The following is a 12,971-nucleotide window of genomic DNA, read 5'->3' on the forward strand; positions in this document are numbered from 1 at the left end:
TGTGAATAGTCCATGAACTGTGGTAAAATGAATTATAAAATAAGACTATTTAAATCATGAATTATATATATAATAAAAAGTATAAAGGCGGTGATTGTATGACAACAGTGAACACGAAAAGTGGGAAGATAATAAATGTAGTATCAAGAGAAGAAGAAAGTAAAACGTTAACGTTGTCTGATCGGGAGATGGATGCCAGAGCTGTTGAGGCGGTTAAAGCTGCAATAAATAAAGCCAGAGTATGTAAAAAACCAATAGCGGGATATGATAAAGAGAATAAAAAAGCATATATTGAATATGCAAATGGAGATATAAAATATGCAAAATAGAAAACCGATGGTTCTTGTATTTGCTGGTCCAAATGGTTCTGGTAAAAGTCAAGAGCACTGGGTGAAATAAAGGCGTCACTGTTATCGTAGGATGCGAAGCATCATAAACAGCAGTGACGCCTTTACTATTGATGAAAAATTTAACGTTCCAGCCCACCCAGATCATCATAAAATCCCGGATATGAGATGTTCACGCACTCGGCTCCGGTGATCTCTGTATCGCCATCAGCGTTAAGTCCTGCGATGGCAAAGCTCATGGCGATTCTGTGGTCCAAGTGACTGTCAATCACTGCACCGTGAAGAGGCTTTCCACCGCGTATGATCATTCCGTCATCGGTTGCAGTTATGTCTGCGCCCATGGATGAGAGAGCGTTTACCATGACATCTATTCTGTTTGATTCCTTGACCTTGAGCTCCTGGGCATCCCTGATGATGGTCTCACCGTCTGCAAAGCATGCGAGAACTGCGATGGCAGGGATCTCGTCAATGAGCTTTGGTATGATGGAACCCTCAATGACACAGCCCTTGAGACTTGATGTCCTGACTGTTATGTCAGCGGTTGGCTCACCGCATCCGCTCACTACATTGGAGTATTCCATATCGCCGCCCATTGCCTTGATTACTTCAAGTATTCCGTCTCTGGTCGGGTTGATTCCAACATTCTTGATGGTGATGCATGAGTTCGGAGTGATAAGTCCTGCAACAAGGAAGTAAGCAGCTGATGATATATCTCCAGGTACAAGTATCTTCTGTCCAACAAGCTTATCCACAGGCTTTACGGTAGCCGTAGTTCCCTCTGTTTTTATATTGCCGCCAAATGACTCAAGCATGAGTTCAGTGTGGTTTCTTGACACATATGGCTCGGTGACACTTGTCTCGCCGTCTGCATAGAGTCCGGCAAGGAGTACACATGACTTTACCTGTGCTGACGCGACAGGTGAGTTGTAGTGTATTCCATGGAGTTCCTTTCCGTTTATAAGGAGCGGTGCACAGTCATTTCCGAGTTCGGATGTGATGTCGGCACCCATCATGGAGAGAGGCGTCATGATTCTCTTCATAGGGCGCTTACATATAGAAGCATCACCTATAAGCCTGCTTGCAAATGGCTGAGCGGCAAGTATACCTGATATAAGTCTGGTGGTTGTTCCGCTGTTGCCGACATCGAGTGTGCCTTCAGGCTTTGACAGTCCATGCAGTCCTTTGCCGTGTACAGTAACGACACAGCCGTCGTAATCAATATCTATACCCATCTGCCTGAAACAGTTCATGGATGATATACAGTCTGCTCCATTTAAAAATCCGTGTACCTCGGTTATTCCATCTGCGATTGAGCCGAACATGATGGAGCGGTGGGAGATGGATTTGTCCCCCGGTATTGTTATCTCTCCGTTAAGTGATTTTACTCTGTTGATCTTCATAAATTCTCAGTATTCCTTTATTCTAGTGTAATATGTTTTACCTATCGGTTATAAATCTTATAGCCTGCGGCCTTCAGCACATCCTGCGCATTCCGTCTTGAATCAGCATCGTAGAATGAGAGTCTGAGAACCCCTTCCTCATCCTCCCGGTTGTGGGAGACTCCGATGTTCTTGAGGCTTATCTTTGCCTCTGCGATAAAAGCTGCCACCTTTGCCAGCGCACCAGCCTCGTCAGGGATATCTACGAACAGTTCATGGTGCATTCTTATGACACCGCTGCTGTTGTTAGGGATGGAATCCCTGTAATCTCTGGCGGATGCAAAAAAAGCATTTATCCCAGCCGCATCGCGCTGTTTAATATGATAAATCATTTTGTCTATAAGCTCAACATATTCCTGAAGCCCGTGTACGATATTGTCAGGATTTGCCAGAAGAATGTGCTCCCATACCACTGGATTGGAGGATGCGATTCTGGTTATATCTTTGAAGCCTCCGGCTGCCAGTGATTTGAAAATATTGTCCGGGCTGTCTGCCGCTGCGACAAGGTTGACCAGTGAGGCGGCTATGACGTGGGGCACATGACTTATGTAAGAGGTTATACGGTCGTGCTCAACAGGTGAGTATGTGATCGGTATCGCTCCAAGATCTCCGATAAATGTGGAGAACTCCTCAGTCTTGCCCGGCAGAACTCCGTCTGCAGGTGTGATGAAGTAATAGGCATTCTCTATGAGCCTGTCGGTGGCCGCCTCGTAGCCAGATCTCTCAGAGCCGACCATAGGGTGTCCGCCGACAAAATACCTGGCAAGCCCAAGCTCCTGGACTGCTTCGTATATGTCGAGCTTTACGCTTCCGACATCAGTCAGTATGGTGCTGTCTGTAAGAAATGGCTTGAGCTGGCGCAGGTATTCTATATTATAGTGGACCGGTGCGCACAGAAAGATATAGTTGCATTCTGCTATGGTATGGATATCATCTGTATATTCAGTCAGTGTCCCATCGGAGACAGCTTCCTTGAGTGTAGATAGATTATTGTCAAAGCCGACTATTCTGTAATCAGGGAAAATGCGGTGGATGGATTTGGCAATAGATCCTCCGATAAGTCCCAGACCGATAAATCCTATTGAAAAATCATTCATTTTACGTTCTCCTTTAACAGTTTGACGCATAAAAGCGTTAAAGTATCTATTGGCGATTATACAGCCTTTTGAAGGACAGGGCAAGAGAAGATTCACATTGCGATAAAAAAACTTGAATATCAGATGTGGATATTAAGCTAAAATAAGAAGTAAGGGAATTGTATAAGCTGAAGATTTGTACTAAAATCTTTGTGGAGAACGCAGACGATGCACATAAGAAAGTATACTGATGTGTGCGTTTGTCGACCGACCATTATAAGGAGGATAATTTATTATGATAGATACACTTTGCAGACTACTTGACGCCGGTGTCACACAGTTTCATGTAGTGAAGGAATGTGAAGCCATGCTGCAGGATCACGGTTACATGGAGCTTGATATGGGAGAACGCTGGGAGCTCACGGCCGGAGGAAGATATTATGTGAAGCCATACTCATCTATGATGGTGGCGTTTGCCGCAGGGGAGATGCCTGAGTATGGCAGGCTGAATATCGGCCTTGCACATACAGATTTTCCTATGCTCAAGATAAAGACTCAGCCGGATATGAACAGAAGCGGCTACCAGACACTGAATGTAGAGCCGTACGGCGGACTTATCAAGGAGACATGGTTTGACAGACCGCTTGGAATCGCGGGCAAGGTCATGGCGCAGACCACGGATCCGTTCAGGCCGAAGACGTATCTGTATGATTCAGAGCGTGCCATGTGCATAGTGCCAAGCCTTGCACCGCATCTGAGAAAGGATGCACCCGGGGAGAAAATGAATGTGCAGAAGGAGCTCATACCTGTATATGGTCTGGATGGTCAGACTGTGAAGGACAAAGATATATTACAGTATGTGGCAGATGACCTTGGGCTTTTGAAGAACGATATTCTTGATTATGATCTATACCTGTATAACATGGATGGAATGGAGATAGTTGGGGCAGATAAGGATATGATAGCTTCTCCGAGACTTGACAATGTAACTTCCGTGTCAGCGCTTGTTGACACCATGTGCAGAGAGACAAATGGCAATAATACAAATGTTATAGCATTGTTTGACAATGAGGAGATAGGCAGCAGATCAAAGCAGGGAGCAGATTCGGTGCTTCTGTCGGAGATAATAAAGCGTATCATGGAAGGCTTGGATATTGAGGCTGGAGCAGGAAGACGCCTTATGAGAGATGCATTCATGCTGTCACTTGATGTGGCGCACGCAACCCATCCGAATTATTCAGAGAAGAGTGATCCGACAAATCAGATTGTCATGGGGCGCGGAGTGGCACTCAAATCAAGTGCAAGTCAGAGATACGTGTCAGACAGTGAGGCATCTGCGGTCATCATGGCTCTTTCAAGAAATCAGGAGATAAAGATACAGCGTCAGGTGAACAGGTCGGGTATGGCAGGAGGACAGACTTTAGGTCCTATAGCTTCATCTTATCTGCCAGTCAGAGCTGTAGACATGGGAATACCGATACTGGCTATGCATTCAGCGGTGGAGCTTGGAAGTGCGGAGGATTATGCACAACTTGAGAAGATTTGCGGTGCAGTATTTGAAATGTAGTATGGTGAAATCAGGTATTTGAGCAATGTACTTGTGCAGTTATTACGATTGTGTTACAATAAGATGATGTATTTTTAACTTCAATAATCACTTACGGAGGATACTCATGAAGAAGAAACATTTAAAATATGCAGTGCTCTGCTTTGGACTTGCCTCCATGCTGGCATTTGCCGGATGCGGAAGCAAAGGTGACGATGCTACCACAGCCAATCCGACGGAGACAGAGGCGACCACAGAGGCAGTGACGGTGGCGACTACGGAAGCAACCACTGAGGCACAGCCGGAGAAGGACAAGGATGGCTTTACAATATGTAATGACAAAGTAAAGACTCTTGACTATGTGAATGTCAGAACGAGCCCATCAACTGATGGAGAGATATATCAGGAAGTTGCAAATGATGTTGAGCTGGACAGAATCGGTTATAACGATGAGTGGAGCAAGGTATCTATAGATGGTGGGGAATACTATATATTCTCAGAGCTCCTTGAGGTCGTAGGCGGAGGAGATAAGTCTGATGCATCGACTGAGGCGACAACAGAGAATTCATCGGATGCATCCACAGAACAGGGAACTACATCCAATGTTGGTGAGGGCAAGATGATAGTTATAGATGCCGGACATCAGCAGAATGCAAATGAAGAGACCGAGCCGATAGGCCCTGCTGCTACAGAGACAAAAGTAAAGGCAACCGTTGGCAACACAGGTGTATCAACAGGAATAAAGGAATATGAGCTGAATCTTCAGATCGCACAGAAGCTTGAGGCAGAGCTCACATCCAGAGGCTATACAGTTAAGATGATCAGAACATCGAATGATGTTGATATAAGTAATGCGACGAGAGCAGAATATGCGAACAACCTTAAGGCAGATGCAGTTATAAAGATCCATACAAATGGATCGACAGACGGTAATGCGACAGGTGTGATGACAGTATGTCAGACATCATCTAATCCATATAATTCAGCTATCTATGATCAGTGCAAGAGTCTTGCCACGGATGTTTTATCAGGACTTCTGGCTTCCACAGGAGCTAAGAGTGATGGAATATGGGAGACGGATACCATGAGCGGAATAAACTGGAGTACAGTTCCGGTAACCATAGTGGAAGTTGGCTATATGACTACAGCATCTGAGGAGGCACTTCTTGTAACAGACGATTATCAGAACAAGATCGCCAAGGGAATAGCAGATGGCCTTGATAAATATATTACAGAATAGAAGTCAGTAACATAAATAAAAATAGAGAACAGGATTTCCTGTTCTCTATTTTTATTGTGGCATATCGAACCGGAGAAGACTGACCTCTTCTTCCGAGAGACTTCTGTAGGCACCTGTTGGAAGCGATTCGTCTATCTTCAGCTCACCCATTGCAATTCTTCGCAGAAAAGTAACTTTCATGCCAACGGCCTCAAACATTCGCTTGACCTGGTGAAAACGTCCCTCTGTTATTATGAGTTCGATCTCCGATCTGGCAGCGGTGCTGTCGGAAGATAATATGCGCAGATCTGCGGGCAGTGTAGGTTTTTCATCTCCGATATCCACACCTGTGGCGAAAAGGTTTATGGTATCATCTGTTACATATCCGTCAATCTCTGCGTAATATGTCTTGGGAATGTGGTGTGCAGGAGACAGAAGATGGTGGGTCAGTGCTCCGTCATTTGTCAGAAGTAGAAGTCCTTCTGTGTCTATATCCAGCCGTCCCACGGGTGACAGGTCTTTTGTATTTTCTCCTTTTAGCAGATCGATAACGGTCTGATGCACGTTATCTTTGGTGGCGCTTACACACCCCGCAGGTTTGTTCAGGAGGAAATATCTGTATCTGGAATAATTCAGAATCCTGCCGTTATATTTTATAGTATCGTTGTTCTCATCTATCTTTACATCTGAGGATTTAACCGGGGCACCATTGACGGTGACAGTGCCTTTTTTCACATACTGCTTTACCTGACTGCGGCTGCCAATCCCCATTTCAACTAGAAATTTATCAAGTCTCATAATGTACTCCTTTTGTTGACTGTATGATGTCATATGATACCACGAAAATGCGCTTTTTTCAGCAGAAAAGTTAAATGTTACAAAACACAACATGTCGTTACAAACAGTTGTGTAAAACCACTAGAAATTGGTATTTTTTTGTCAGAATCAGTTGACACATGCACATGTGTAGTGTATTATATTTAACAGAAATGTAACAAATGCGGTAACTTTGTAAAATTTAGATTACGAAATACTACATAGAAAATAGCTTGGATTAAGGGTAAAAGAGGAAAAATTAATGACTAGATCACGCAGTAAGTTTGGAAGATTTGTAGATCACATGAGAAGGAATGTTCTCAGTTATAAATATTTAAGACATAACATTTTGATGACAGCACTTGTGGTTGTAATGGCTCTTTGTGTATTTGCTGTCATAAGTTTTGGAGAGAAGGCTGACCCGCTTGCGGATGAATTATATGCGAATGATAGTGTGACTATCAACAAGAGTCAGGCAGTGATGATGGCAGACAGCAGTGTGCAGCTTGCCATCGACGCAGTGGTGCCTGCAGGAAGTTCAGTATCGGCCAACGATACGGCCAGAGTTGCCAGCAATGCATCAGGTAGTATACAGTCTGTGACTTCAGCGTCTACCGAGGCAGTGACAACAGAGGAAGCGACAACAGAAGAGACCCCTTCAGAGGTGCTTCCGGGCGTAACAGCATCAGTGATATATGATGGTGTGTATGTCCATACAGAGCAGTCATCAGAATCAGATATCATAGCTACAGTGAACAGTGGAGAGATGTTCGACGTTGTATCACAGGATGAGAGCTGGATAGGAGTTCAGTTATACGATGGCTCGATCGGATATATTTCAACAGAATATGTAAGTGTGGATGCCTCACTTCAGTAGTAGTGTATATGAGTACCCCTCACCCAGGTACGACCCAGTAAGACAGAAAAAGCAAGCCGCATGTCATTCAAGGATGGCGTGCGGCTTGCTTTTTTATTGTTGTATTGACTGTTGCTCAATTGGTTAGCTTTTTGTAGTAGAAGCACGCCAGCTGTGTGCGGTCTCTCAGCTGCAGCTTGTCAAGGATGGAACTGATATAGTTTCTCACTGTACCCTCGCTCAGATACAGGCTTGATGCGATTTCTTTGTTATTCAGACCATCTGCAACAAGTCTGATAATATTCATTTCCTTGGAACTGAGTTCGTATTCCATTCCGGCAAATGGCGATGGCTGGACATCTGATGAGGTAGTGTCCATATGTCCAATAAGATCAGGGAGTTTTCCAACTATCTCATCCCCGAATACAGTCTGTCCATTGTGTACTGCTTTTACTGCCGGTGCGATGCTCTCAAAATTCTGCTTCAGTATATATCCCTTTGCCCCGATACTCAGTGCTTTGATTATATATTCGTCATCTGAAAATGTTGTCAGGAGAAGAATGCGGGCATCCGGGTGAGAGGCCATGATAGTCTCAGAAGCCTCAAGGCCATTTATGTTCTCCATGCGGATGTCCATGAGTAGAACATCCGGTTGATATTCTTCGTACAGTCTGATCGCATCAGCTCCACTGCCTCCCGTGGCGGATACCTGTATGTCGTCGCAGGCTTCGAGTATGGTCTGAAGTGACAGTGCCACCAGTTGGTCGTCATCTATTATAACTACATTCATTTGTCGGTTTCCTCCTATTTATAATCAGGATATTTTGCATATCTGTTTGGAATTCAGTCTGTAAAATCTCTTTTCATGATATTGATCAATATGGAAAATCCGTCGTCGGTTGATATCTTCATTGTGCCTCCAAGTTTGTTTACTCTTTCCTGGATACCATTTAAGCCCATACCGCCAGAAGCGCTTCCTTGTGCCGGGGATGGATCGGAGCGGATGTTCTGTCCATTGTCTGTTATATACAGTTGATAAAATGCCGGGTGTTCCCGCACGCGGATATCCATATGGTCGCCGTTGCTGTGCTTCAGCGTATTGTTAATGGCTTCCTTTACTATGTTGATGAATGAGTATTTGATCTCTCTTGGAAGCTTATCTGACATGTCGTAATCCATGTAGATGTCCATGTCGCTGACGTTGTTGATCACATCATCTAGGGCAGTGCGCAGGTCTATGGATTCATCGTGTAGATCGTGGACACTTTTTCTCATGCTGTCCATTGCGGTATCCAGCGTAGATTGCAGCTGTGCCAGGGGCTTCTCAAGACGCTCGTCTTTGTTGATAACTTTGATGGCACCGGTCTGAAGTATGGATCTGGTGAGCATATGACCGACATTGTCATGAATCTCCCGGGCAATCCTGTTTCGCTCTGACAGGGTGGCGGTGAGCACCATGTTGTCCTGATTTTCCAGCAACTGGCGTGTGTTCTGTGCAACCAGCATGTCGTGTTCTGCAGTATTGTCCCTCATGGCAAGAAGCTCCGCCCTCAGCAGATTTATCCGGCAGCAGTACACGCTCATAGCAAATGAGAATGCGATGAGGCATATCTGTGGGAGAACTGACATCAGAGGATAGTTGACGCACATGTATATGGATAACAGGACAAGTATGACTGGTGACAGCCGTTGTCTGTATCTGTACATGTCGTAGCTGACTATGGACACGAACATATAGACTGGGTGCAGCCAGAATGCGGATACAAGATACGCGCATACCAGTGCCTCGCATATGTATGGATATATTCTGCTGTGGTTCTCGGCGCCCTTCGTGGTGGCTCTGTTCACTGCGGAGATCCCGGAAAGTGCCGGATAGACCGCACCGGCAATGAGCGACAGGAGTAGTGCGATGATAATCCAGGTGTCCGTGGCAGTATTATGCGCATATATCATGACAAATGCTGAGACCAGCAGGAGTCCTTTGTTGATGAGGTGTTTCATAATTATTCTCCATAATGTAGAAAATGCTGTAGTATATATCGTGCTGTCTGAATAGCCGTGCCAGGCAGTGTGCGCAGCCTAGTGTAATAATTATTATAAATAAATATGAGGGAAAAAGAAATATGACAAATGTCACATTGTGAAGATGACGTTGTTCACTGTGAAAACAGATCAAGGGTGTATATAATGAGAGCATGTAATAAAGAATGTAGCATGCTGATGCGTGCAGACTATCATGTTATGAACGACACTCATAAGATAATGAGGGTCAAAAAACAGGATATCAAAACAGGAGGATATATATGAGTAATTCAGAAAATGCAATAGAGGTTACCAATCTGGTAAAGCGATATAAAGATCTACTGGCGCTGGATCATTTCAGTTTGACGGTGAAGGCGGGGGAGATACTTGGACTCCTTGGACCAAACGGCTCCGGCAAAACGACAACTATAAATTGTATACTGTCCCTGCTCACATTTGACAAGGGCGATATAAAGGTATTTGGCAAAGAGATGAAGCCCGACAGCTACGATATCAAGAGAGAGATAGGAGTTGTAATGCAGGATGTGGCGGTGTTCGATGAACTGACTGTATATGAGAATATTGATTACTTCTGCGGCCTCTATATAAAGGACAAAGAGAAGAGACGCAAATGTGTTGAGGAGACAATGGATTTCGTGGATATTGCGGATTACAGGAAATTCCTTCCAAAGAAGCTCTCGGGTGGACTGCTGCGAAGACTGAATATTGCCTGCGGAATAGCGCATAAGCCAAAGCTTATATTTTTCGATGAGCCGACAGTGGCAGTTGATCCGCAGAGCCGCAACAGAATACTTGAGGGAATCAAACGACTGAAAGAGGAAGGCGCGACCATCGTGTACACTTCTCATTATATGGAGGAGGTAGAGCAGATCTGCGACAGGATAGTCATAATGGACAAAGGTAAATCTGTTGCAGTCGGAACGAAGGATGAGCTTAAGAAGATGATCAAGAATACAGAAACCATAAAGGTTGAAGTGTTTGGACTTACAGGCGAACAGATGTCGGAGCTTCGCAGTCAGCCACATGTGTATGAGAACGAATATAACGGAAGCATGCTTACACTTAGATATTCCGGCGGAAGACACAATCTGGTGAGGCTCATGGAATTTTTCAAGGAGCACGATATATCATTTGGCAGGGTTGTTACGGAACTCCCGACGCTCAACGATGTATTTCTGGAGATCACAGGCAAGGAGCTCAGAGACTAAACGAAATTCAGGGCAGAGATATGAGATCGTTGAAATCGTATTGTATATGGAAAATTGAGATGAATCAGGATTAAAGGAGAGAATTATGTTTATACGGGACTTTTTATACACCATAAAGATCATGGTCCGAGGCAGGGTGTCGATCTTCTGGACACTGGTATTCCCGCTGCTTCTTGCAACATTCATGTACATGGCATTTGGCAACATATATGAACAGGATGAGATGTTCAGGAATATCAAGGTGGCGGTGGTCACTGAGGATGAATCGGCAAATGGACTTAATTATATGCTGGATGCGCTGTCGGATGGCGATGACGCCCTTCTGTCGGTTACGAGGATGAGCGAAAGCGATGCGGAAAAGTTACTGGCTGATGAAGAGGTCGAGGGCATCATATATACGGATGATGTGAAGCTCACGGTTGCGGAGAGTTCTGTCAATGCGAGCATACTTGAGACAGTGCTTTCTGAGTACAAGCAGTACGAGCATGCACTTAAGGATATATATAAGGATGGCACAGAACCTAAGGGTGATATGTCGAACCTTGTGGAAAAGCTCTCAGAACAGAGATCATATTATACAGAGAAGGCCAGCACTGAGGGCAGCCAGAATGTGTATAACAATTATTTCTATGCCATATTTGCCATGAGCTGTCTTTTTGCATCACTTTCATCTATAGAGATGATGGGCAATCTTCAGGCAAATGTGAGCGCTACGGGAAAGAGAAAAAATGTGTCCCCACAGAGAAAAATGACCTTTGTTTTGGCAGAGTTTGCTGCACTGCTGATTATACATTTTGTGGTCGAGGTCATAAGCTTTATATACATGTCCTGCATAGGAGTGGATTTTGGCGACAGAGTATGGGAGATCCTGCTTACTCTGTTTGTGGGCTGCTTTATCGGTCTGGCAATAGGAGTCATAGTTGGGGCTATATCAAAGCTTGCTGAGGGGACCAAGATAGGTATTGTGATCGGAATATCCATGGTGATGTCCATCCTTTCTGATCTGTGTATAAACGGAGTAAAGTATGAGATACAGCAGCACGTGCCGATTATAAATAAACTCAATCCCGCGGCTCTGATATCGGATTCATTCTATGCGCTGAATGTTTACAGTGACCACCAGGTTTTCACTGAGAATATCGTCATAATGACTATTGAGGCTGTGGTGCTCATAGCAGTTGGGATTCTCATGGTAAGGAGGAACAGATATGCAAGTGTTTAAATCTTTTTTCAAGGTTTTGAGAAAATGTATTGGGCAGATGATCATGTATGTGGGAATCCTGTGTGGAGTCATGGTTGTGTTCATCAATGTGGGAAACACAGATCCACAGAACTATTATAAGGATAAAACGATCAAATATGCGGTGAGTGATGAGGATGGCAGTGAGATGAGCAGAAAATTGATGGCTTACCTGAGTGATACGCAGCAGCTTGTAGATGGCGTTGATATGGACGAACGAGGTATTCAGGATGCTCTCTACAACAGGGCGGTGGATTGTGTGATCAGGATACCAGATGGCTTTGGCGATGCATGGGCAAATGATACTGCGGATGGTCTGCTTGAGATAACGACTATCCCTGGAAGTCAGGCGTCCATGCTGTTTGAGACAAGGCTTGACAGCTACATGAATATGGTGTCTCTGTACAAGAGGGCCGGAGATGATGTGAACGATGCCGATAAGAGAGCGAGGACGGCACTTGAGCAGAAGGCTGAAGTCGATATGGCTGAAGGAAAGACCTCAGGACATTCCATGTTATATAATTTTTACAACTATCTGGGGTGGGTCATGATATGCGTTATGATAATTGGGGTAGCGCCTGTTTTGCAGGTATATAACAGGAAAAGGCTTAGAGCGAGAATAGAGTGCTCATCGTACAAATTTTTCAGGCTGAACAGGGAACTTGTCCTGGGGATGATGTTTACTGGATGTGTAGTGTCTGTAGTATTTATAGTACTTTCCAGAATACTTATAAAATATGATATAGTCTCAGCAAGGGGCGGAATGTTCATACTCAATATGCTGGTGTATGCCTGTGTAGCACTCTCGCTGGCATTTCTAGTTAGCAAGCTTACTCAGAGTGAACAGATTCTTTCCATGTGTGCAAATGTCATATCACTTGGAATGGCATTCCTCTGCGGGATATTTGTGCCGAGAGAGTTCTTAAGTGACACTGTGATGGAGATAGCACATTTTCTCCCGGCATACTGGTATGCAAATGCGACAGACGCCATCGACAATTTCACATCAGGCAGTTCGGTGGCAGGAATATTTGTGAGCATGGGAGTACAGGTGCTCTTTGCCGTTCTGTTCATACTTGTTGGAGTGATCGTTGACAGGTACAAGACCGCCGGCAGGGCTATGGCTTAGAAAATACACTGGAAGTTATGAGGCATGGTCTGTTATAATGTTCTTTGGAGGG

General features: G+C 44.6%; 12 protein-coding genes. 7 read left to right on the plus strand and 5 right to left on the minus strand.

The window, feature by feature from the left end; translation table 11 throughout:
• Positions 1-98 precede the first annotated feature (98 nt).
• Positions 99-329, plus strand: a complete 231-nt coding sequence (locus AB5150_RS08710) for a hypothetical protein (protein ID WP_070099121.1) — start codon at positions 99-101, stop codon at positions 327-329.
• 140 nt (positions 330-469) lie between these two features.
• Here the strand turns inward: AB5150_RS08710 and aroA are convergent, their stop codons facing one another.
• Positions 470-1,747: a 3-phosphoshikimate 1-carboxyvinyltransferase gene (aroA, locus tag AB5150_RS08715; RefSeq protein ID WP_055223777.1), complete on the minus strand. Its 1,278-nt coding sequence runs from the start codon at positions 1,745-1,747 to the stop codon at positions 470-472.
• 41 nt (positions 1,748-1,788) lie between these two features.
• Positions 1,789-2,883 (minus strand): prephenate dehydrogenase, encoded by a 1,095-nt coding sequence (locus tag AB5150_RS08720; protein ID WP_055223779.1) that lies wholly within the window; start codon positions 2,881-2,883, stop codon positions 1,789-1,791.
• Positions 2,884-3,157: 274 nt separating this feature from the next.
• Here AB5150_RS08720 and AB5150_RS08725 point away from each other — a divergent pair, with 274 nt between their 5' ends.
• Together AB5150_RS08725 and AB5150_RS08730 are read left to right on the plus strand one after the other, a co-directional pair.
• Positions 3,158-4,429 (plus strand): M18 family aminopeptidase, encoded by a 1,272-nt coding sequence (locus AB5150_RS08725; protein WP_173795608.1) that lies wholly within the window; start codon positions 3,158-3,160, stop codon positions 4,427-4,429.
• 106 nt (positions 4,430-4,535) lie between these two features.
• Positions 4,536-5,648, plus strand: a complete 1,113-nt coding sequence (locus tag AB5150_RS08730; RefSeq protein WP_015533208.1) for an N-acetylmuramoyl-L-alanine amidase — start codon at positions 4,536-4,538, stop codon at positions 5,646-5,648.
• Between the two features lie 51 nt (positions 5,649-5,699).
• Here AB5150_RS08730 and AB5150_RS08735 read toward each other — a convergent pair whose 3' ends face one another.
• Positions 5,700-6,425 (minus strand): pseudouridine synthase, encoded by a 726-nt coding sequence (locus AB5150_RS08735; RefSeq protein WP_015533207.1) that lies wholly within the window; start codon positions 6,423-6,425, stop codon positions 5,700-5,702.
• 280 nt (positions 6,426-6,705) lie between these two features.
• Here AB5150_RS08735 and AB5150_RS08740 point away from each other — a divergent pair, with 280 nt between their 5' ends.
• On the plus strand, positions 6,706-7,320 hold the full coding sequence (locus AB5150_RS08740; protein ID WP_015533206.1) for an SH3 domain-containing protein: 615 nt from the start codon (positions 6,706-6,708) through the stop codon (positions 7,318-7,320).
• 115 nt (positions 7,321-7,435) lie between these two features.
• Here AB5150_RS08740 and AB5150_RS08745 read toward each other — a convergent pair whose 3' ends face one another.
• Positions 7,436-8,089: a response regulator transcription factor gene (locus AB5150_RS08745; protein ID WP_238050459.1), complete on the minus strand. Its 654-nt coding sequence runs from the start codon at positions 8,087-8,089 to the stop codon at positions 7,436-7,438.
• Positions 8,090-8,142: 53 nt separating this feature from the next.
• Entirely contained in the window at positions 8,143-9,300 is a 1,158-nt protein-coding gene (locus AB5150_RS08750; protein WP_022217170.1) for a sensor histidine kinase, read from the minus strand.
• 302 nt (positions 9,301-9,602) lie between these two features.
• On the opposite strand from AB5150_RS08750, the gene AB5150_RS08755 reads away from it, so the two are divergent.
• The 3 genes from AB5150_RS08755 (at position 9,603) to AB5150_RS08765 (ending at position 12,919) form a co-directional block, all read left to right on the plus strand.
• Complete coding sequence (locus AB5150_RS08755) at positions 9,603-10,550, plus strand: ATP-binding cassette domain-containing protein (protein WP_368291702.1); 948 nt, start codon at positions 9,603-9,605, stop codon at positions 10,548-10,550.
• 85 nt (positions 10,551-10,635) lie between these two features.
• Positions 10,636-11,772, plus strand: coding sequence for an ABC transporter permease (locus AB5150_RS08760; RefSeq protein WP_368291703.1), 1,137 nt, complete (start codon positions 10,636-10,638; stop codon positions 11,770-11,772).
• Positions 11,759-12,919 carry an ABC transporter permease gene (locus AB5150_RS08765; protein ID WP_368291704.1) on the plus strand — a complete coding sequence of 387 codons (1,161 nt, stop codon included), beginning with the start codon at positions 11,759-11,761 and terminating at the stop codon, positions 12,917-12,919. Before AB5150_RS08760 ends, AB5150_RS08765 begins: the two co-directional genes overlap by 14 nt.
• Positions 12,920-12,971 lie beyond the last annotated feature (52 nt).

Source organism: Coprococcus sp. RTP21281st1_F1_RTP21281_210402 (genome assembly GCF_040915325.1).
GTDB lineage: Bacteria > Bacillota > Clostridia > Lachnospirales > Lachnospiraceae > Coprococcus > Coprococcus aceti.